Here is a 23,770-nt window from a genome sequence, read left to right as displayed (position 1 = left end):
TTTTAAAGCTCCAACAATGATGTAGAACGAACAGGGTGATACTGACTGTAATAATTGGAAGCTTGCAGCCCTTGAATTTTCAAATTTTGAACGCGATACAAAAAGGCTGCACCAGTCATAATTTGATTAGCAACATCAACTACACCACGATTATTTGGTTCAGATAGATAAGAACCACGTACCCAGTCATTGAAACCGCCCATTGCCGGGCCACACCAAATTTGATAATCGACTTCTCTACCTTTTTCACCAGAACTAGACCAACGGGAAGATAATCCTAGATACCAACGGAAAATCAACGCCATTTTTAGTTTAGGATTATTGACTGCTTTCCCAAGTTTCTCAGGATTCTTTTGGGACAAATAAGCCGCAGTTCCTTCCCATACTTCAGCAATAGTTTTGCGAAAAACTTGTTTTTCTAATTTCTCTCTTTCTGCAAGTGGGATGCTTTCAATGGAATCATAAGCGCGGTAGAGTTCAAATAATTTCTGCGCTCGCATGGGGAACATTGTACCCCGTTTGAGAACTTGCAATTTGACTCCCATTTCAAACATATCTGCTGCTGGGGCCATAATCATGTCAGCCATTTCTGCTTGGGCTAATAACTTTTTGGTATGTTCACAAGCCCCAGATTCAACGCATGATTGATTAATGGAACCAGTCATTATATAAGCAGCACCCATCATAAAGGCTGCTAATGCTGATTGTGGTGTCCCAATTCCTCCTGCAACGCCAATTCTAATTGGTGTTTGGTAATGATATTGTGCTTGAATTTCATCTCGTAAGGCAATAATAGAAGGTAACACACAAACCAGGGGACGGTTATCTGTATGTCCTCCAGAATCAGCCTCGACGGTAATATCATCAGCCATTGGAACTTTGGCTGCTAGGGTTGCTTGTAACTCAGTAATTAACCCTTGTTCAAGGAGTTCTTTGATTATTCTGGCTGGTGCTGGTTGCAGAAATTTAGTCGCAACTTCTCGGCGAGAAATTTTGGCAATGATTTTATTTTTGATTTCAATTTGATTGGCGTTATTTAATGCCAATCCAGCAAGACGGTAATAAACAATGTTGGGGGTCAAGTCGAGAAATGCAGAGGCTTCTACTGTTCTCACTTGATATTTGAGGTATAAATCCACAGCCCGGCGTTCAATCGCAGGTTCATTAGGACTGTGAATTAAATTAAATGCATAAGGCCCTTGAGGTAAAGCTTCTTGAATGCGATTTATGCCTGCTTCCAAACGTTCTGGAGTTAAACCACCTGCACCAAAGGAACTCAAAATTTGCTCTTTTCCGAGTGCAATGACCATTTCTTCGGAAGCAATTCCGCCAGCCATTGCGCCGGTAACGTAGGCATATTTCACTCCATAAGAGGAAAGAAAATTGGGATCTCCAAATTGTTGAATGCGGATTGGGGCTGCAAATGTTAGCAGTTCTATTTGTGCTGTTGTGCCATTATCACCAGGGGATAAATAACCCTCATTCGTGACACCGATTTTTCCGGCAACTTTCACGATGTAGCAGGGTTTATTTAATACCATCAATTTATCTTTGATGGTTTGTTTCTCGAAAGATACAGTTTCTAAAGAACCTTTCCAAACCTGGTTTTTGTTATAAGACCAAGCGGAGAAGTTAAGGCCATTATCGTGTTTACTTAGTACCGTATCTACGGTTGTCACGGCAGTTATCCCTCGGATTACAATTATTAAATAAGGGGAGCGGGGAATAGGGAATGGGGAAGAAATATTTTCCTTTTATCAGTTCACCTTTCCCCTTACCCAAGTTTATTGACGGTTGAAGTATGTAGACTTATGTCAAGATTCGTCGTTAAGCAAGTTTTGGGCGCAAGCTAGTTGCAATTGAATGATTTCGCTCATTTGCTGACTGTAATCTTGTCTAGCTTGTAAGAAGGCTGTGTGTGCTTTAGTTATCTTTGAATTATTAGCATTGAGCTTTTGATACTGAGTCTTATTTAAATCGAACATGCTGATGATGCTACTAATTTTTTGAGTTCTGACGGGTGAGGAGGAAAGAGAAATTGGCTGTCTAATTGCGCTTGACTCAGAAGATTGTAATTGTTCTTTCGGTTCAAAAACGTTATCAATGATATTTTTCGGTTTTACTTCTTCTGACAGAGGCAAGATGTTAGAGGAATGACTTTCTTCTTGGGTTATATGGTTGGAAGTGTTAAGAAAATCTGTGATTTCAGATTGTTGGACATTAGGTATATCTGGATGCTGTATTTTGAAGCGATCGCACTTAATATCCTCAACCAAATCTTCAACAAGTTTGCGATTTTCTGCGCTCAAAATTGTAGCAACGATCGCTTTCCCACCCAAGGTAACTGTTCTCAATGTTGCTTTACTTGAATTAGCGCTTTCTTGGGCTTTGCTATACAACGGTGATAAATCTACGTTCACCTGATGGCTGAGTAGTTTTGCTAATGCTTTGACCATTGAAGCATGATCATCCATTCCCCTACGATTTAGAGAGACTGTGATGTGTTCTTTGTTGCCGAGAATTTTATCAATCCATCGTGAACAAACGCTACCCGCGCCTGCTTCTAGGAATATTTTCACACCATCATCGTAGACACGATTAACTAATTGTGGAAAATCAAGTTCTTGGCACAATCCTTTGGCGATGTTGTGAGCAATGGTATCTCTTTCGAGTGCAACTGGTTGATAATCGGCGGCAGAATAAAACACAATCCCAGGAAGATTTTGTGATGGTAAGCTGTTTACCTTCTTGATTTCCTCGAACTGCGATCGCATCGCCTCACAATGTATTACATGGTCGAAGGGAGCGGGGAAAGAATTGCAACCTAAAGTTGTAATCACTCGCTTACAGGCGGCATCATCACCAGCAATTAATACTTCTTCTGGTGTGTTGATTTGAGTTAAGTAGACGTGATTCTCATGTTTCAGGCATTCTCTAACTTGAGATGGAGTAGCCATGAGAACATAAGTATTCCAAAAGTTGTTGTTTGGTGAATCTGTTAATCCCCAATATTCACGCACCGCATTTTTCGCCCCAGATAACTTATCACCAAATAAAGGTGATGAGTTTAAGGTATTACTTCCACCCTCAAAATCACTCCAAACCCCTTGGGCAACCATCATACTAGTTTCACCCAAGCTATACCCAAATACAGATTGTGGCTTGACTTTAAAATCATCTCGGAAAATTGCCGTCATGTATCTGGCAAAGGCGATTTCACTTTCAAACATTGCTAGTGAATCATCTAACAATTGCTTTTCGAGAGTTTCTAGTTGTCTAGTTGTCAATTTAGGTAAGCTTCTGGGATAAACCAGCTTTTCAACATCGGCTGCCCGGTTGTAAAGATTGTTACTTTTTAAATCCTCGAAGACTTTAGGAAATAAGCGAAAAACAGTCCGACCAATGCCAATATAAGAATTGACTGCTGCGGGGTAAACATAAGCAACGGCTCCAGTTTTACCCAATGGTTTCGCGGTGAAATAACTTCCTAGTGGTGTTTGCCAATCTGTGCCGTTTTCAAAAGCATTATTTACACCTTTGCGGGCAGATTCAATTTCTTTGAGTAAATCTTTTGTGTTACGTCCAGTGATTGATAAGACATATTTTGGATTAGATTGCTGCTCAAAGGTAGCGAATGTTTCGCTGGCGGTAGCTGATAAAGAAGAACTAGCTTCGATAGATTTTTGGAGATGGTTTAGGATATCGGGTATAGTGGAGCGATCGCTAACTGCGATAGGGAACAGATGAAAAGGCATTTGTTGCAAATATCTGTTGTCGCGCTCCTCTTGGCTGGGTTCTTCCGATAAGATTAAATGGGCGTAACTCCCATCTATACCCATACTATTAATTGCTGCTATTCTGCGTGTGCCGCCTTTATCGACAAACCAAGGTCTTGATTCCATTGCCACATAGAAAGAACTACCTTCCCATACTTGCGGTGTTTTGACACCAGACCATTTGGGTGTGGCGGGAATATACCTGTAATAAAGACAGAGAGCGGTTTTGATTAAGCTAGCAATTCCCGATGCTGTATAGGTGTGTCCGATATTAGATTTAACGCTACCTAACGCACAATGCAAAACGTTGCCCACTTTCGGATAAGCTTGCAGTAAACCTGTGATTTCGGCTTCATCCTCCTGGGGAACGCCGCTACCGAAGACTTCCACATAGTTAACCTCTGTGGGTTGAATTTCTGCCATCTGGAAGGCTTGTTTGCAGACATTGCTGATAGCTGAAGCATCAGGTTTTACCAGAGCGTCACTCAAAGTAGAATTACCTTGTGCGAAACTCATGGCATCAATTACTGCATAGATGCGTTCATTGTCTTCTTTAGCAGCTTCGTAGCGCTTGAGGACAACTGCACCCGCACCTTCGCCAACCGTCCAGCCATTGGCTTGTTGGTCGTAACCCAACGTATTTACACCCGTATTAATTGGTGCAAATTGGCTGCGGAATAAGACATTTTCCACACCACCTGCTAAATCTACCGCACCCACAACGACTGCATCAACTTCTCCTGTAGCGAGTAACATTTGGGCAACTTCCAACGCTTTGAGGGCAGAATTTTCGCCAGCGCTGACGGTGAATGCAGGGCCAGTGAAATTCCACAAAGCCGAAATCCGACTCGCCATGATGTTGGCGATGTGACTCACATATTCGCCGATTTCTACTGGTTGATGAATGCTATCTTTGACAATGGTTTCCAGTTGCGCCAGTTGTTCAGCAGGTAGAGAAATTCCTTGGTTGAGTAAGCCATCCTTAACTTGCCAAGAGAGATTCCATCTTTGCTGTAGCTGATGCACAGAGAATTCTGTCTCTGCGGCGACTATAACTGCTACATTGCCACCCTCCTGTAGTTTTGCATCTTTGACGGCGCGATCGCTAACCTTCAAAAGCAACAATTGCTGCGGATTTAACTTGTCTATTTCATTAGGTGGGATTTTGCACGATAAAGTATCGATTTCAAAATCCTTGATATATGCCCCAACTGGTGCTTTACCATCTGTTAAACCGTACTCTTTCAGTACACTTTCTTGATTTTCTATCCCGTGCCATCTTTGAGGCGGTAGAGAAGTAAAATGTTGTGTTCCATCATAAATGCTGCGTTCAAAAGCATCTAAGCCATTGCAGTTACCAAAAAAGGCATCCATGCCAACAATAGCAACTTTGGTAGGTGGAACAGGCGGAGTTGATTCAACTGATTGTGTTGTATTTCCTTGTTCTAAAATCAGATGAGAATTAGTGCCGCCAAAACCAAAAGCGCTAATAGCTGCCCGTTTTATTGGGGTATTATTATTGGGCCATGCTGTAGCTGTTCTAACAATTTTATCGGCAGAAATTGTACCATTTTCTGATGTTAAAGGTTCCGAAACATTCATGGTTGCTGGAATTACACCATGAGACATACTCAAAATCACTTTAGTCAAGCCAACCATGCCGGCAGCAGTTAACAAGTGACCAGTATTTGCCTTAGCAGAACCCACCAGAGGCGCAGCTTGATTTTGACCAAAGAATGTTTCTATGGAGTTAAATTCGGTTGTATCTCCTAGTAATGTGCCGGTGGCGTGACACTCTAGATAATCGATGGTTTTGGGACTAACTTTTGCCTCGTTATAGGCTCGTTCAAAAGCTAAAACTTGCCCTTTAGGATTTGGACTCAGTAAATGTTTACCTTTGCCATCATTTGATAGTCCATTACCGCAAATGGTAGCAAGAATATTGTCACCATCTCTAACAGCATCAGAATATCTTTTCAGCATTACCATCCCAACACCATCGGCGGGAATTAGCCCTCTAGAGGATTTATCTAAGGGGCGACTAATACCGTTTTCTGCATACCCTTGAACACCAGAAAATAACATCCGCACAAATAGCGAATCTGCACAACTGATAGCTCCAGCTAACATTACATCAGCTTTGTGTGACCACAAGTAATGAGATGCTAGTTTAATCGCATAAAATGATGATGAACAAGCAGCATCCAGACATAAATTAATCTGAGATAGAGATAAAGCTTGAGCTACAATAGATGCTGGTAAACCAGATATCATGGCATTGTATAAAGATGCTTTGGTTGCACTTGGTAAAGCGGCTAAATCAAAGTCTTCATACTGCAAAAGTTCTTTGACAGCAGGAGTAATAGCTTTCTGGTAAATAGATGAGAATAATTGATTAGATAATTTTGTCGGGAATGACAAATTACCTAAAATTACGCCACATTTTGCCAGAACAGTTTGATTACCCCAATAACCACTTTGTTCAATTGCTTGTTTAGCGGCATACAATGACCATTTGAAGGTGTTATCTAAACCAGCAACAAATTCTGATGGTAGATTGTATTCAGATGGATTAAACTGGAAGTTGCGGATATAACCGCCTTTGAGAGAATAGGTTTTGTCTGGTGTACCTTTAACTGGATTATGAAAGATTGTCGGATCTACTCCAATTTCTTCGACGGTTGCAGAGGATGTCGAATCTTTTTGATTAATGATGTTTTGCCAGTATTCTTCAGGATTCTTTGCATCGGGGAATAGGCATGATAGTGCGATGATGGCTATTTTTTCCACGATTTATATGCTCCGAGTTTGGGTATTTAGCAAGAGATAATTAAAAGGCAGGATTTACGCTGTTCCCCAAACTTTGAACGAGGCAAGTTATAGCAATCCTAAGATTAAGCTAGCTTTGATAGTTCGTAGTAAAAACATTAGAGTTGAATTCTTAGCAAATTCTCTGCGACCCTTTGCGTTTCCCTTTGCGAACCTACCCTACGGGAAGGCGAAGCGCCTATGCGTTTAAATTTAAATCCTCAATTCGTCAAAATTTCACGGACTAAAGTCCTTACTACAAACTTTGGATTTCACAGATTACTAGCTTCTGAGCATTTTCATTGACCAAATAATGGCATGAGCGCCGAGCATTCGTGAATAGATTTTACCTTGGCGGTCGTGTATGATGAAGTTTGCGATCGCACTACTTGGTGTCTTAGCTAGTACTTCACACGAAACGTAAAATGTTTCGTTATGTGGTATCATCGCAAATTGTTCAAATTTTTCTACTTTTCCAGGTAAACAACCTTCTTGATGGAAGTGTTGTGTCCAAACCCATAAGGCGTGCATACTCAAGTCAGTGGTGTAAGGATTTACCCATTGGACTGGGAATTGTCCTTGTTGTTGTGGTGTGAGTTCTGGCCAAAGACATTCTGTTGTGATTTTTTCAGGGCTGATGTTTAAAACTCTTTTGATTTCTTGAAAAGCTGGGCCGTGAAATAATGTAGCCCCACCATTTTGGTAAAAATCTTTTCCTGTAGCGGTGATGATATTATCTTCTTCGAGATTGAGAGATTCATAAGTGGGTACATCTGGGATTTCTCGCTGGAGATTGAGTTGAGCGCTAAAATGAAAATGGATTTTGCCTTGTGGATTCTTGCTCGAAATTTTGGCTTTAAGTTCGATTCTTTCAAGATTAACTTTAGAAACTTCTTCTATTTCTAAAATATGTTCCTTCGCTAATGTCTCATTGAAAGTAATCCCCTTTAAAACTTTAAAATCTTGGTAATTAAACAACCGATAACCTGGATATAATTGTTCAGAAGCATTGATAATCCAGGTCATTGCACAAGTTGCTGGTAAAACTGGAGAACCAGCAATCGTATGATCGTGCAAAAATGGATTAGCCTCCAATGTCATTTGGCGACGGATACGATGGGTTCGTAGTTCTGAATCTAACTCCACCGCAAGTGGAACTAATGGGCTACCAATAACAACTTGTGAGGTTGCATGATTGGTATAATCCATTTCTTTAACGAGCATTTGTGCCCCAACTGCAATGGGAATTATTTCAATTTTTCGCTCTTGAAAAATCTTCTTTAATTCTGCTGTCACCATCCCACTATCCCAAGCGCCCCAGTTGATTGCGACGACATGACATGAAGGATAACTTTGCTTAAATATATGGGCTGATTTGTTCAGAATTTCATTTGCGATCGCATAATCAGATTGTCCAGGATTTCCGTAAAAGCCTGTTACTGAAGAAAACAAAACTAAATGCTGAAGTTGACTAGGGTTGACGCAAGTTAGCAAGTTTTCTAAACCTTGAACTTTGGCGGTGTAAACTTTTTCAAAATCCTCTTCTGTTTTCTTTTCAATTAACTTATCAGCTAAGTTTCCAGCGCCGTGGATGATTCCGGTAATTGGGCCGAGATGTTGCACAGCAGTAGCAAGTTTTTCTTGTAAAGCTGGCGTATCTGTAACATCGACGCTGATATATTCTGCCTTAGCTCCGGTTTTTTCAATTGCTGCTAGAGTCTTTTTAATTTCGCGGCTAGAGGTAATTTTGTTATAAATTTTTTGTACATTCATGGGTGTGGGCTTCTCTCCTTGAGAAAGAAGATTTTCCATGATGCATTTTTTCAATGCGGATTCATCGGAATTTTGAGCAAAATCTGGCTCGGTTTCTAATAGTTCGGAGCGACCGAGAAGGATAAATTTACAGGGTTGCTGTTGGGCTAATCTGATAGTACACTCAGCCGTAATCCCTTTTGCACCGCCGCTCACGACAAAGACAGATGATGGACTAAGCTGGGCTGTTTGTGTCATAAATCCTCGTGAATACCTGCGTAAATTGGATTTGATGTGTAACTTATTTTTGAAACCCCACTTCCATTCCTCTCCCCCACAGGGCTACGGTGTATATGCAAGTCTGAAGTAGCTGATTAACCAGGGTTTTACCCCACCCTAACCCTCCCCTTGTAAAGGGGAGGGAACTAGATTTCCTGTTTCCCCCCTTTATAAGGGGGGATTAAGGGGGGTAATTCGACTTGTGTGTACACCGAGGCTTTGATTCTTACTCCCTAACGCTAGTAGGGAAGGGGTTGGGGGTTAGGTTCGAGAGAAAGTTGCACACGGCGTTAATCAACTTTTTAATCAGCGATAATGGTGACTCGTCCTTGTGAGCCGTAGCCAACTTCACTTATATAAAGGTTGGGGTCATGAAGTTCGGCGATGATATTTTGTACTGACTGTTTAGCATCAAGTCTGGGACTTAAATCGATCGCACGAGTAAACACTTTGGGCCATTCCCATCTCAGAGTTTTGGTTAATCCAAATAAACCAGCGCCGATCGCACCGAAGTTAACTTTGTACTCTAAACCGAAGGCTCCATCAAGGTGAGCAACTGTGCAGAAACAACTACGTCCATGCTTTGCAGCTTCGTTTAGAGAGGGTTTAAGGTGTTTCGCCATCAAAAATACGTGCTTGACGATCGCCTTTTCTGATTCGTTATAAGAAATACTCCCGGTGTGATTTCCTACAAACATCGGATGGAGATGGATGAAAGCCCCAATCGCTCCGCAGTGAGATGCGATCGCTTGCAATTGTTGTTGAAGATGTTCTTCACTCAAGTTTGCTAAGGTGACGCGGGTTACTCCTGCGGGTAAGGGTGCTTGTTGGGCGATGAGCGATTGGGGGAAACTGATAACTACTACTTTCCAGCCTTTCTCGATTAGGGATTCAGTTAATTTGTAAGTGGTGAGGGAACCATCATCGGTGATTAAACCGATGTGTCCCTCTGGTAACGTGAAATCCAAATAATCGGGCTGTGCTAGGCTTCTGAGTTTGACCGGATGGCGCTGGATAGTATGCTCTAATTCCGGTGGTTGTTGGACAAACTCAGGCTCAGACTTTTTTTTTTCACCTCCAGCCAACTGCTGTAGGTAATCGACTATTTGACCGATGGTGCGGAGGTCTCCAAGTTCTTCGATATTTGGCTTGGGTAAATTGGGGTACATTTCTTGCATCGCCCCTAAGATTTCTACCCGTTTAATCGAATCAATCCCTAAGTCGGCTTCCATGTCCATTTCCAGTTCCAGCATCTCGACTGGATAGCCGGTCTTATCGCTAGTGATGGCTAACAGGGTTTCACCTAAGTTTGCAAATTCATCACTCGTAGCGGGAGCGGGAGCGGCTTCTGGTTCTGGAGTGAATGCGACAACTACGCTTGGTTCAGGTGCAACGACTACCTCAACTACTGGTGCAGTCTCTACTGGAACCTCGGCTGCTTGTTGTATTTCGTGAACTGCAATTTCTACAGTAATACTTTTGGAAGCGTGGGATTGCAGATACTCTACAACTTGACCAATGGTGCGTTTTTCTGACAGTTCTTCTAAATTGGGCTTGGGTAGGTTGGGGTACATTTCTTGTAGCGCCCCTAAGATTTCCACCCGTTTGATAGAGTCAATCCCTAAATCAGCCTCCATGTCCATGTCCATTTCCAGCATTTCGACTGGGTAGCCGGTCTTGTCGCTGGTGATGGCTAACAGGTTTTTATCCAAGTCAACAATATCGATGGTTGCGCCAGATACAGGTGCAGCAGTTGTGGGTGCTGGTGGGGTGAATGCAACAACTTCCTCGACTGGAGGTGAACTAATTTTGACTACAACCTCGGCTTGGGGTTCTACTACTGGGACAGGTGGCTCTACTGTCTCGACAGTGGCGAAGTGCGGTGTGGGCAGTAGAGACGCGATTGATCGCGTCTCGATCGCTCGTGTCTCTGGAGATACAGGAGTTTCAACTACAGGCTCTACAGCAGGCGGCAGAGGTTCTTGGGTAACTGTTGAGCCGTTTTTAGTTACAGGCAAAGGCTGGCTTTCTACTATCTTGGTAGTAGGAGGTACTGGTGCATCACTAACAGTTGTTTCTGTTGTGAATGGGATGAAATTGCTTATCTCTGTGAGTTGGGTTGCTCCATCACCAGAGATGATTTGAGAATATTCTTGCTGTATGAGTTGGAAAAAGTTTTTGGTATATTCCAACTGCTCTTGAAGATATTGCTCATGGATGCGTAGAGTTTCACCTTGTTGGGAATGAAACTGCATCATGCTACGCTCTAAGCTCTCCATGACAACTAGCTTCATTTTGGCAGTTTCGGCTGTTGATTTACTTTCACTCAACAAAGAATTCTGCTGCTGCATCAGTTGGAAAAACGCTTTAGCGTATTCCATTTGATGGTTGAGATAAGTACCGTGAACTTGTAAATTCTCGGCTTGATTTTCCTGGAACTGTGTCAGGAGGTATTCTAAACTTGCTAAAAGTTGTTCGTAATTTGTAAGTTTTTCTGGCGTTGGTTGCATCTTAGATTCCTGGGCTGGTTGTGAAAGGGTCACAGGATTCATTTGTTGCTCTGGTTGGGTGATGATATTAGAACTCACACCGTTCATTGTTGCGGTGGATTTTTTATGTCCGTTAGTTTCTATCACTGCTAGAGGTGGAGTTACACCTGGGCTGCTAAATAGAGGAGCCGCATCAGAATATTCAGGAGTAGGTAATGTAACATTATGCCCATCCTGCAAAGCTTGAGCGAAGGCATTTTTCGTTTTTTCGGATCTGTAGTTTATCCCGTTTAAACGGACATTTAATGTCTTCTTCGTCTCAATTGGGGGTATAGTTTGAGGAAGTTGGTAAGGATCGAGGTTATTCAAAGCCATACCTATTACCCGCAACTGCACAACTGCTTCTCGCAAAGAGCGATCGCTATTCTTTTGAGTGCTGGGGTTCAGAGATACGGTGATATGAGGGCGATCGCCAAGAATCTCTTTCACCAAGTTACTAAGAATTCTCCGAGGCCCAAATTCCACAAAGCAAGTACCACCCGCCGCATAGATATTTTCAATTTCCTGCTTAAACAGCACTGAGTTGGAAAGGTGCGTTTCCAGAATCTTTTGAATACCTTGGGCTTCTTTGGGATACTGCTTACTGGTAACGTTGCTGTAAACAGGGATTTTGGGACTTTGGAACTTGACGGACTTGGTAGCGATCGCAAAGGATTTTTGAGCAAAGGCGATTAGCGGTGTGTGGAAAGCTGCTGATACAGGTAGCAATACAGCCGTATATCCTTTCTCGTGTAAAGCCTCTTTGATTCTCGCTATTTCTGCGGTAGGCCCAGCCAAGACAAATTGAGTCGGAGAATTTTGATTAGCGATCGCAACTTGCGGAAAATGCCTTAGCACTGCTTCAACTTTGCTGATGTCTTCTTTGACAGCCAGCATACTACCCGCATCATGATCTGGATCTTCGGGTGCAGCCATTGCTTGACCCCTAGCTTTCACTAAGAACAAGTAATCTTCTGTACTCAAAACCCCCGCAGCCCATAGTGCGGTTAATTCACCAAAGCTATGTCCCGCCACAAAATCTGACTTGAACCCAGCTTGTTGCAGGATGCTGTACATCCCTGAACTCAACACCCCGATGGCTGGTTGAGCGTATTCTGTGCGTTGCAAGGCAGCAATTTGGACATTCTTTTCTGCCTCTCCAAATACAGGATGAGGAAAAACGATTTCTGATAACGGCTGCAAATTATCTTTGAGCAACAGGCTATCCATATAACCATGCAGACGGCGCATCAAAGGAAAATTCATCACCAGTTCGCGTCCCATCTCCAGGTATTGCGAACCTTGACCAGAAAATAGAGAGACAACTTTTCCGCCCAATTCCATACCAGAGGAACGGTAATAAATCCCTTGGGGATGTTCCCAAGATGCTGCTGACCCTTTGAGTTTCAGCCAGTCAATGCTAGTTTGCAGCAACTTACAAGCTTCTTCCAGATTCTCAGCTACAAACCCAAATCTGGCAGCAGAAAGGGGAATTTGTTGTGATTTGCACTCATTGACTAATTGTGCGTAATGTGTAAGTGCTTCAGGCGATCGCAACTTACCTAAAATCTCTTCCGATTTGCTCAACAATTGGTCTACTGTAGGAGCAAACAACAGCACTTCACTAGCATCACTATGTAAGCGGTAAGCCTGGTTTTGGTCGGCTTCATATTCTTCCAAAACAACGTGATAGTTGGTTCCGCCAAATCCAAAGGAACTCACACCTGCGCGTCTTGGCGCTTCCCCTTCTGGACGAATCCAAGGTCTGGTTTCAGTATTCAAATAAAAGGATGAAGTTTTAATGTTGAGTTTGGGGTTCGGCTCAGTGATGTTAATTGTTGGTGGTAATACCTTGTGATGTAAAGCCAAAGCAGTTTTAATCAAACTCGCCGCACCCGCAGCCGCTTTTGTGTGTCCGATTTGCGATTTTACACTACCCAAAGCGATGTGCTGCTTTTTGTCATCATGCACATCAAAGAAGTCTTTTAAAGAACCGAATTCTGTCGGATCTCCAGCCATTGTCCCGGTGCCATGTGCTTCCATCAAACCAACAGTAGCGGGAGAGAAGCCGGCATCTTCATAAGCGCGTTCTAAGGCCTTGACTTGGCCTTCTTTGCGGGGAGCATAAATGCTCTTGTAACGCCCATCACTGGAAGTACCAATACCTTTAATTACGGCATAGATTTTATCGTTGTCCCGTTCAGCATCTTCTAACCGTTTGAGGACAATCATCCCGATACCTTCACCTAGCATCATCCCATCAGATTTAGCATCGAAAGGTTTGACATTTTCGCTAGGAGAAACCGCCGGTGTTTTGCTGAACGAGATGTAAGCCATGATGGTGTTATCGGTATCAACGCCACCAGTTAGCATCATGTCAGAACGATGCTCAACTAGTTCGCTGATTGCCATTTTTAAAGCACCGAAGGAACTAGCACAAGCGGCATCAACTACACAATTCATCCCGCCAAAATTTAGGCGATTGGCAATTCTACCCGCGACTACATTAGCTAACATTCCAGGGAAAGCGTTCTCATCCCACTTCACGTAGGCGCTTTTGATTTTATCAACGATTTTTTGGGTATCTTCGTCAGATAAACCACTGCTTTTAAGCGCTTTTTCCCAAATCGGATATTCCAATCTGGCAGAAAGTGGCATTCCTAATTGCTTAGCCATCGCCACGCCTAAGATTACCCCAACCATCTCGCGGTTAAATTCACGCTTTTCGCCATAGCCAGCATCTTCCATCGCTTCTTTCGCAACCAATAAACTTAATAGTTGCGATACATCTGTGACTTCTAAAATGCTGGGTGGTATGCCGAATTCCATCGGGTTAAAATCTACCTCTGGAAGAAACCCGCCTCTTTTGCAGTAGGTTTTATCTTCAGTAGTTCTAGGATTCGGATCGTAATAATCTTCGACGCTCCAGTGAGTCGAAGGAACATCAGTAATACAGTCAATTTTGTTTACAATATTTTGCCAGTATTCGCGCAAATTCCTGGCTTGAGGCAATAGAGAAGCCATCCCAACGATGGCAATAGGATTATGTTGTAATTGTCTGTTAATTCTGTTAATTGACACTGATTTATCTGATTTATCTGACTTCATGTTTTTTTCCTCTATAGACCTCATCACAGCCTTTTCACAATTATTGATAAGGCTCTCTAACTCCGCTAAGGCAGTATTAATTGAATAAGCAGACATAGGGCATAGTTAGTACTGTGGATTGTGTAGTTACAGTAATTTCTGTTGCCTACTAAATAATGAAAATCTCTCGTCTTGTAAGCAGCTAGCTATCCTATCTTTGCTAAATGCTTTTCTCCAAATCAACACCACACGACACATACTGCCCTCATAAAGCCTTAGATTTATAGGCGATTTTGGCACACTGCGTAGGCGTAGCCCGTCGTAGACATCGCGAAAAAATGTTATCCAACGCTAGACTCTTGATATTGTGACAATCGGTCGATGACGTTGTTAAAACTGGTAAAATAGTCTTGGAGTGTAATAGCTGCTTGACCAGTGAATTCAATCCATTTGTAATAGTAGAGATTTGGAGCAATGGTATCCTACTGGAGCGAGAAAAACTGAGGAGTAGCTAAGGAAACAGAAACGTTTTTTTCAATCGAAACCGTTTGATTATCTAGCCTAAACACAGCAACATAGCTGGTGTTAATAAAAACGTTCTGTATCTCAATCAAGGTCATAGCTAGTTTTAACGTCCAGGATAATATATTTTATGGTATATGACCTAGTAAAGTTGACAATTTCGTTACAGAAAAGACACCGCCTTTAATCCGAGTTTATGCAAGTTGGAAAAGTAATTAAACGATCGCTAGATAATGACAACGCAGTTATTTTTAGTTATTTTTTAATTTCAAAATATTAATTAAATAACTAGTTTGTTTAACCACTTTAAAGCATTGAATTAATAAAAATACTAGCATACTTTACAAAAACTAAATCATTCCTTTAAACTTATTTTATAAATAACCATATACTCTTACTGATAGAATTTTTGAATAAATTTAGCCTAAAAGTATAATTTATAACTAAATAAATATGTGAAAAATTTTGTTACCTACGGGTTAAACATAAATATTCTCTTGGTTAAGTTAACACTACAAATCTGTTGTCTAGTAAGTAACAATTCAATGAATACATATATAAATGCAATAACTACAAGTATTGTTTCTCAGAAAAGCATCATAATTGAGTCAAAGTTTTTGGTTATTTTTTAATATAAGTCAAGTTAAGAAGCAAAGTGGTTATTTATAAAGCAAATATTAATTTTAAGTATGTTGCTAGATAAACATAATATGAGTTAAATGAATTTTTAGTAAACAGTAAACTTAAACAAGGCTCAGGTTTTGCATCTCATCTACCACTGACCTGTGCAATCAATTACAAAGCTAATAGTTTAAGTAAGGGCAATTCATCAATTACCCCTGCTACAAATCGCTATAAGAATGTCTTATATTACACAACCTCGATAATAATAATCTGTTAGTAATATCAAATCTGCTTAATAACGAACTATTTGTACGTATTCAATTGCTAGACAATAGATTAGCGATTGGTACATTTTTTTCAGCACCTTATCTGATTGTGATGAAATCTTTTAGTGAGAGAATCAAGACTTATGCAAATTAAATTAGTTGACAATAATCAATTTTTAGTCCATACTTGATAACAAGTTTATCCAGGTTTTAATCTCATTTTTATTAGCGCTTCGTTGTTATTGAGAGTTAAGTTTGCTGGCTAGCGCTATTGTATTTTACGCTACGGGATTAGATGAGAAATTAGGATATAACTTAGGAAGCTTTGAAGTAACACGCCATTAATTTTCACGCCACAATACTCAGTTTGGGCGGTAAAAGCGTACAACAATTCATATAAAACCAATTTAGATCCATCCACGGAATTTAAGGTATAAATCTTAGAGGAAAAGCCCTCTTGGTAATTTGCGGATGAGTCTATTCTAATCGACTAAATATAACCAGGATATTCTCTAAAAAAGCAGAATTGGAATGAAAATATGGCAGTAAATAAAGAAAGTCGATTATTCAGAAAACCCGTAGGCCGATCGCAAGTAATTTTAGCAGCTTCTCTCACTTTAGCGGCTGGATTAATCGCTTTCTATAGTTTGACACCTTATTGGTCTAAACCCAAAGTTGTGACAGCCCCAGCAAATCCTCCCAAAGCTGCCACGCCTGCGAAAGTTGCTGTGACAGCCTTGGGACGTTTAGAGCCAGAAGGCGAAGTTACTACTTTGACTGCTCCCACTTCTAATAATGGGGTGCGAGTAGATAGACTGTTGGTGAAAGAAGGAGATGCGGTTAAAGCAGGGCAATTACTGGCATATCTAGAAAACTATGGTCGTTCTAGAACCGCGTTGCAACAGGCTTTAGACAAACTCCAAGTTGCCAAAGCTAAACTAGCGCAGGTGAAATCGGGAGCTAAAACCGGAGATGTCGATGCTCAAAAGGCTGCGATCGCTCGTTTAGAGCCACAATATAAAGGAGACGTTGCGACACAACAGGCGACAATTGACCGCATCCAAGCGGAAGTAGACAACGCTCAAGCCGAGAATAATCGCTATCAGCAATTATATAGACAAGGTGCGATCGCGGCTTCTGTAGCAGATACCAAAGCTTTGCAACTAAAGACTACACAACAGCAGCTAACGGAAGCTCAAGCCACCCTCAAGCGAACTCAAGACACATTCCAAGAACAACGCAAGCAAGCAGAAGCACAACTCAAAAGTATTAGTGAAGTGCGTAGCGTAGATGTTCAAGTTGCACAAACCGAAGTCAATAGTGCCACAACTTCTGTTCAACAAGCAAAAGCCGACTTGGATTTAAGTTACATCAAATCTCCCATAAATGGCAAAATTTTGAAAATTCACGCCAAAACCGGAGAAGTAATTAGCACCAGCAGAGGATTTGCTGAGATAGGTAAGACATCTCAAATGTATGTGATTGCAGAGGTGTATCAAACCGATGTTCAAAAAGTACGTGTAGGACAAAAAGCCACCATTACCAGCACTGCATTTCCTGGAACAATAAAAGGAACTGTAAAAGAAATTGGTTGGCAAGTTGATAAACAAAGCATCTTTAGCCTCAACCCTGGTTCAGATACAGACCGCAGAATAGTGGAAGTAAAAATCTCCATTGATAATCCCGCCGACAGTGAAAAAGTCGCTCGTTTCACTAACTTACAAGTCGATGTCGCCATTCATATTTAGTCATAAGGCATAGGTCATTCACAAATGACAAATGACCAATGACAAATGACAAATGACAAATAATAAATAAATCCATGATTTTAAAAATTCCTTTAGCATGGCTACAGCTAGCCCAACAAAAAGTTCGTTTATTAGTAGCTGTAGCCGGGATTGGCTTTATTGTGCTGCTAATGTTTGTGCAACTTGGTTTTCAAGATGCCCTCTATTCTAGTGCAACCGCAGTCCATCAGAATCTCAAGGGAGATTTATTTTTAGTTAGTTCGCAATATAAATCTTTGACCTCAAATCAAAGCTTTTCGCGGACTCGTTTATACCAATCTTTGGGGTTTGATGGCGTAGAGTCAGTTAGCCCGATGTATTTGCAATTTGCCAAACTAAAAAATCCGGCTACTAGTGAGAAATATTCAATATATGTTATTGGTTTCGATCCAGGTAGACCGGTGATGAATCTCCCAGAAGTAGAGAAAAATTTAGATAAACTCAAAATTCCCGATGTCGTGCTTTTTGATCGGGGTTCTCGCCCAGAGTTTGGCCCAATAGCTGAAAAATTTAATGCCGGAGATACTACACAAACAGTTGAAATATTTCCCTTCAATTCATTAATTGGCTATAAAGTGAGAATAGGCGGGTTATTCACATTAGGGCCTTCTTTTGGGGTAGATGGAAATTTACTTGTTAGTGACTCCACTTTCTTGAGGATAAATCCTAATACTCGTCCAGCAGATATGATAGATATTGGCTTGATTTCCCTCAAACCTGGTACTAATGCAGAAACAGTACTGAAAAATTTACAAGCAAGTTTGCCTAATGATGTCCAAGTTTTTACCCGCCAAGGCTTCATTGATTTTGAAAAAAACTATTGGGCTGTCAGAACACCCATTGGTTTTATTCTTAACTTGATGTTGACAATGGCTGCGGTGGTTGGTGTGGTTATTGTTTATCAAATTCTTTACAGCAATATTGCTACACAATTCGTTGCTTACGCCACTTTAAAAGCCATAGGTTATGCCAACAGCTATTTATTAAATGTGGTATTTCAGCAAGCCTTGATTTTGGCAATCTTAGGTTATATCCCAGGATTTATTACTTCTGTATTGTTATATAGTTTTGCAGCAGAAGCAACTAAATTACCAATAGTTATGACCACTAATAATGCAGCGATCGTCTTAACTTCAACAGTCTTAATGTGTATAACATCAGGAGCGCTTGCTATCAATAAACTTCGCTCCGCAGATCCGGGAGATATTTTCTAGCTACTTGGTAGCAAAATAATTAAATTATTTTCCCATGATATAAACTGATATCTAAATATTAGTGCAGCCTCTCCACAAAGAAATTCTTATTATACAAAGTTTAGATTTTAGATTAAGAGTATTTACCAATATTTAAGTTTGGTATTACTTAAAGTCTTTTATCTAACAATCAAATTCACCTATTTAACAATAATTTCGATTTTATGAACCTCAAAGACAAAACTCTCCTAATTACTGGAATTAATGAATTTGTCGGTTTGCGTACAGCCGAGTTAGCCATAGTGCAAGGGATGAAGGTTCGTGGACTACAAAGTTCTACAGAACAGAACAAACAATTACAGAATTTAGGTGTAGAGGTAATTATTGGTAGTATCACCGATTCTACTATTGCTCAAAAGGCTTGTCAGGGAGTAGATATCGTTTTACATACAGAGCAAATTGCTGAAGAAGCTGGTGCAATTAAGCATTTTCGTGATGTGAATGTTGGCGGTACTGTCAATATGGCTAAAGCTGCTAAACAAGCTGGTGTCAAAACATTTGTGCATTTATCTAGTGTGATGGTTTACGGTTTTAACTATCCTGATGGTGTTACAGAATCCGGCCCACTCTCTGGCGAAAATAATCCCTACTGTCAAACGAAAATCGAAGCCGAAACAGCACTTCTAGAACTGAATAATCCGTCAGATTTTGGCATCATCATTATTCGAGCCGGAGATGTTTATGGCCCTGGAAGTATTCCCTGGATAGTCAGACCAATTCTGATGATGCGCCAAAAATTATTTGCTTGCGCTAATGATGCTAAAGGAGTAATTAATCATGTATATATAGATAACCTGATTGATGGTATCTTTTTAGCGATGGAAAAAGAAATCTACGGTGAAATATTTAATATCACTGATGGACAAGAAACTTCCTGGAAAGAGTATTTTATGCGTTTAGCAGCAATGGAAGATTTACAAGCACCCCTTTCATTATCGAAAGATGAAATCAAATTGTTTCTAAAGCTACGCGTTCAAGGACAAAAACTGTTTCGTAAAAAAGTTGATATTTTACCAGAGTCTATAGATTTTATGACTCGTCCTTACGCTTGTTCCATTGCTAAAGCCCAAAATCTGTTAAATTACAAACCAACAATTGACCTAGAATTAGGAATGCAGCAAACACATGAATGGCTGCAAAAAACAGATATTCAAAGCTTGGTGAAATAGTTCACAGATTTTTGAGAATTCAGGAGTCAGGAATCAGAATGGGCTAAACGCCCCGCTATCGCTAACAGAGTAATTGCAAAATGAAGAAGCTAGAAGACACTTGATTTACTTGAAATGATTCAGCTTGGTATCAAAGTATCCTTAATCTTGACTCCTGAATTCTGAATTCTTACGTTGCGTCTACCTAACTACGATTAAGCAGAAAATAATCCACAGATTTTCCGAATACTTGTTTTCTATGAGTAGCAATCAGCCACGATTGAGCATCGGATTACCTGTATACAATGGTGAAAAATTTCTCAAAGAAGCCATAGATTCACTCTTGGCTCAGACCTTTGAAGATTTTGAACTTATTATTTCAGATAACGCCTCGACAGATAAAACTGAGGAAATTTGTAGAGCTTATGCCGAGCAAGACCAACGTATTTGTTACTACCGCAATGACACGAATATCGGTTGTGCTGGTAACTTTAATCGCGTCTTGAAACTGTCTTCGGGTGAGTATTTTAAATGGGCAGCTCATGACGATCTACATTCTCCAGATTTTATCAAGAAGTGTGTTGAAGTGCTTGACCAAGATCCTACTATAATTTTGTGTCACTCTCAGGCATATTTCATTGATGAACAGGGGAATTTTATCCAAAATTACGATATCAAAGTCAAGGCAGATGCACTAAAACCACAGGAGCGTTTTCACGAATTGCTGACCAAGCATTTATGCAACCAATGTTACGGAGTAATTCGCGCTAGTGCTTTGAAAAAGATACCACCTATGGGTGGCTATGGTAATGCAGATGGAATTCTTTTGTTAAGACTTGGTATTCTTGGTAGGTTTTATGAAATCCCTGAATACCTGTTTTTCTTCAGAAGTCATCCGCAACAATCAATGAGTATGTTCTTTCCCAATTATTTGTTGTTAACAAATACAAACCAAAAATCATTCTTGAGTATGCTCCCCGATTTTTATGCATATACAGTATGGTTTGATTCAGCAAAGAAAGGACAAATTTTATTCCCACATTGGAGAATAATCTGGGAGTATATACTCTCTATATGGCGTAGTCCCCTGAGTTTGAATGAACGGCTATGTTGTCATAGAAGTTTACACCAGCAGTTAAAAGGAACAGAATATCTTTTACTGAAAGATTTGCTAATAGTGCTGCCAAGACTTTGGAAAGGTTGGCGAAAAGCATCAATAGACCTCTTGCAAAAATCCTTGAATCACCCCTTCCCAACCCTCCCCTTGTAAAGGGAAGGGGGCAAGATTTCAAGTTTCCCCCCAATAGATCGGGGAGCCACTGCGTTGCGGAGGTTCGCTCCGTTGTAGCAAGTGGCGTGAGATAAAGGGAGGTCTATTCGACTTATGCAAGAGGTCTAATAAAAAAACAACAAACCACACTTTTAACGAATCAAAATTACCTATTCTGGTTACAAAATTATGCTGAAACTATCTCAACTATCTCATGTTTTACTTGCTACTTTAGTGAGCATCAGCTTTGCTAAAACAGTGAACGCAGAGCCAACTGCAACACTTAATGTTGTAGTAAATGGAATACATCACAAAAAAGGTGAGATTTGCTTTCGAGTTTATGCAAATGAAAAAGGATTTCCAATGAATAGTACTAGTGAAGCTCAAAGTGGCTGCGCTAAAATTACTGGCACTTCTGTAAAAAAAGAATTCTTCGGTTTGAAGCCTGGAACTTATGCTGTCGCTGTAGTTGACGATCAAAATGGCGATCGCAAACTCAATAAAGACTTTTTCGGAATTCCTAAAGAAGGTTTTGGAATTTCCAAAAATCCAACTGTGTCCATACAAACAGGTACACCAAAGTTTCGTGATGCCAGTTTTGTTGTCAACAAAAATACAACAGTTAACATCATCATGAAATATTCGCTGGATTCGTAAAGGGAATGGGGAGTGGGGAGACAAGGGGACAAGGGGACAAGGGGGACAAGGGGGAATTTTTGAACAACTCTCTCCCTTGTCTTTCCCCTCTTCCTTGTCTACCTTATCTCTTCTCAATGCCCCATGCCCAATCCCTCATTCTGTCGGAGATTAAAAATTTAATGGAAGATTTGGCAATATTTCTGTCTAAGTCTTTGATGGGTTGGCTGGTTATTCAGGTGTGTTTTACGCTTGTCTTTATATGGTATCTGCGCTCGTCTAAAAAAAACTTATTGCCAGACGATCAGCTACCGAAAACAGCAGTAATTCTTTGCTTACGCGGAGCCGATCCGTTTTTGCCGAGATGTTTGCGATCGCTCCTAAATCAAAACTATCCACAGTATGATTTAAAATTAATCGTTGATAGTCACGAAGATCCTGCTTGGAAAATTGCTAGTGAAACCATCACAGAGCAAGAAGCAACCAACGTTCAAATCAGCCCTTTGAGAATAGTACGTAACAGTTGTAGTCTCAAATGCAGTTCTTTAATCCAAGCTGTCCGAGAGTTGGACGACTCCTACAAGGTGGTTGCTTTAGTCGATGCTGATACTATAGTTCATCTCAATTGGCTCAGAGAATTAGTCAGTCCTCTAAGCGATGCGAAAGTAGGCGCAACAACCGGCAATCGGTGGTACGTACCAACAGGCAGGTATTGGGGTTCTTTAGTGCGGTACGTCGGCAATGTCTCTACAGTAGTGCAAATGTTTATCTTCCAGATTCCTTGGGGTGGAACTTTGGCTGTGAAAACAGAAGTGCTTCGCCAAACAGAACTGCTAGATAAGTGGGGACAAGCTTTAGGCGAAGATTTTATGATGCACGACATCCTGAAAAAACATGGTTTTCAGGTAAAGTTTGTGCCTTCGCTGCTAATAGTCAATCGTGAAGAGACTGATTTATTCAACTTAATAGACTATCTTAAGCGCCTTATCCTTTTTTCTCGACTGTATCATCCCCGTTGGTTGGCTCTTGTAAGTGAAGCTGTTTCTAGCATTTTGTTTCCGACTCTATTGTTCGTGTTAGTTCTAGAGTCGTTGTTAGAGGCAAAATGGGAAGCTGCGGCTCTGTTGTTAGTCTGCTATGGAGTTTACACTGTCGGATTACTCTTGATAATGCTGGTGTTGGAATTAGAGATACAGCGAGTAGTTCGCTCTAATGACCAGGCGATCGCCAAATTATCAGCTGCTACAATCATTAAAATGTTGATTGGGATTCCGTTGACACAGTGGGTTTATGGGTTAGCGATGCTATCATCTCTGTGGACATCAACAGTCACCTGGCGCGGTGTCAGCTATCGCGTGCAAGGGCCTTGGAACGTCCGCTTAGTGGAATATCGCCCTTATCAATGGTTGGATCAACCGATTAATAGCAAGGTTTCTCTTTGAATTAAATCGCTAAATATCAACTAGGGCATGAAAGTTATTACACTAAACATTCCCTAGTCTTCAAATTATATTATCTTATATTTAGTAGAACTATATTAGCTATAACCATTGTAAACATATACGTTTTTACTTGTTGATTACCAAAACGTATTTACATTTTTTACAAGGGTTTAGACAAATATATTAAGGGGAATTTTGATTTAGCCTTTTGGATGTTTTGATAGTTTCTAACCCAGGTTTATATACGTGTTTGCAATTGAGTCTACTTAATCTCCAACCTTTTCCATACCTTTCTCTAACTCTCTCCTAAAAAGCTACGGTGTACACATATCTTGGTAATGAAGCCCAAACCCTGAATTTACCCCCCTTAATCCCCCCTTATAAAGGGGGGAGACCGGAAATTTATCTAGTTCCCTCCCCTTTATAAGGGGAGGGTTAGGGTGGGGTAAAACCCGTGTGTATACCGTAGCCTAAGAAAATAGGAAAGCGGAAAACCTTTGTTGCTGTCAGGGGAGTGCCTCAAAGCATCTCTTCTAAAAAGAGAGAGATCGGACTCTATTGCACACAAACGAGAAGCACTATAAACATCCAC

The 23,770-nt window shown here is 40.8% G+C and carries 10 protein-coding genes and 1 pseudogene; 6 read left to right on the top strand and 5 right to left on the bottom strand.

Annotated features, from left to right (window positions below; translation table 11 throughout):
- Nucleotides 1-2: 2 nt before the first annotated feature.
- From RMZ95_RS10890 to RMZ95_RS10870, 5 genes and pseudogenes are all read right to left on the bottom strand, one after another.
- Nucleotides 3-1,679, bottom strand: a complete 1,677-nt coding sequence (locus RMZ95_RS10890) for a PfaD family polyunsaturated fatty acid/polyketide biosynthesis protein (RefSeq protein ID WP_322684582.1) — start codon at nucleotides 1,677-1,679, stop codon at nucleotides 3-5.
- Between the two features lie 135 nt (nucleotides 1,680-1,814).
- Nucleotides 1,815-6,566 carry a PfaB family protein gene (locus RMZ95_RS10885; protein WP_322684583.1) on the bottom strand — a complete coding sequence of 1,584 codons (4,752 nt, stop codon included), beginning with the start codon at nucleotides 6,564-6,566 and terminating at the stop codon, nucleotides 1,815-1,817.
- A 300-nt stretch (nucleotides 6,567-6,866) separates the two neighbouring features.
- On the bottom strand, nucleotides 6,867-8,594 hold the full coding sequence (locus RMZ95_RS10880; RefSeq protein WP_322684584.1) for an SDR family NAD(P)-dependent oxidoreductase: 1,728 nt from the start codon (nucleotides 8,592-8,594) through the stop codon (nucleotides 6,867-6,869).
- A 323-nt stretch (nucleotides 8,595-8,917) separates the two neighbouring features.
- A complete protein-coding gene (locus RMZ95_RS10875) occupies nucleotides 8,918-14,347 on the bottom strand; it encodes a polyketide synthase (RefSeq protein ID WP_322684585.1) in 5,430 nt (1,809 codons plus the stop codon).
- A gap of 224 nt (nucleotides 14,348-14,571) precedes the next feature.
- A pseudogene (locus tag RMZ95_RS10870) lies at nucleotides 14,572-14,850 on the bottom strand (hypothetical protein).
- A gap of 1,331 nt (nucleotides 14,851-16,181) precedes the next feature.
- Here RMZ95_RS10870 and RMZ95_RS10865 point away from each other — a divergent pair.
- From RMZ95_RS10865 to RMZ95_RS10840, 6 genes are all read left to right on the top strand, one after another.
- Nucleotides 16,182-17,390, top strand: coding sequence for an ABC exporter membrane fusion protein (locus tag RMZ95_RS10865; protein WP_322684586.1), 1,209 nt, complete (start codon nucleotides 16,182-16,184; stop codon nucleotides 17,388-17,390).
- 74 nt (nucleotides 17,391-17,464) lie between these two features.
- On the top strand, nucleotides 17,465-18,643 hold the full coding sequence (devC, locus tag RMZ95_RS10860; protein ID WP_322684587.1) for an ABC transporter permease DevC: 1,179 nt from the start codon (nucleotides 17,465-17,467) through the stop codon (nucleotides 18,641-18,643).
- A gap of 203 nt (nucleotides 18,644-18,846) precedes the next feature.
- Nucleotides 18,847-19,851, top strand: a complete 1,005-nt coding sequence (locus RMZ95_RS10855) for an NAD-dependent epimerase/dehydratase family protein (RefSeq protein WP_322670398.1) — start codon at nucleotides 18,847-18,849, stop codon at nucleotides 19,849-19,851.
- Nucleotides 19,852-20,089: 238 nt separating this feature from the next.
- Nucleotides 20,090-21,100, top strand: coding sequence for a glycosyltransferase family 2 protein (locus RMZ95_RS10850; protein WP_322684588.1), 1,011 nt, complete (start codon nucleotides 20,090-20,092; stop codon nucleotides 21,098-21,100).
- 189 nt (nucleotides 21,101-21,289) lie between these two features.
- Nucleotides 21,290-21,757, top strand: coding sequence for a DUF2141 domain-containing protein (locus RMZ95_RS10845; RefSeq protein WP_322684589.1), 468 nt, complete (start codon nucleotides 21,290-21,292; stop codon nucleotides 21,755-21,757).
- 161 nt (nucleotides 21,758-21,918) lie between these two features.
- Complete coding sequence (locus tag RMZ95_RS10840; RefSeq protein WP_322670395.1) at nucleotides 21,919-23,178, top strand: glycosyltransferase family 2 protein; 1,260 nt, start codon at nucleotides 21,919-21,921, stop codon at nucleotides 23,176-23,178.
- The last annotated feature ends 592 nt before the right edge of the window (nucleotides 23,179-23,770 follow it).

The sequence above is a fragment of the Nostoc sp. DedQUE07 genome (assembly GCF_034530975.2).
In the GTDB taxonomy this organism is placed as follows: domain Bacteria; phylum Cyanobacteriota; class Cyanobacteriia; order Cyanobacteriales; family Nostocaceae; genus Nostoc.
This window is presented reverse-complemented; position numbering and strand designations above follow the sequence as displayed.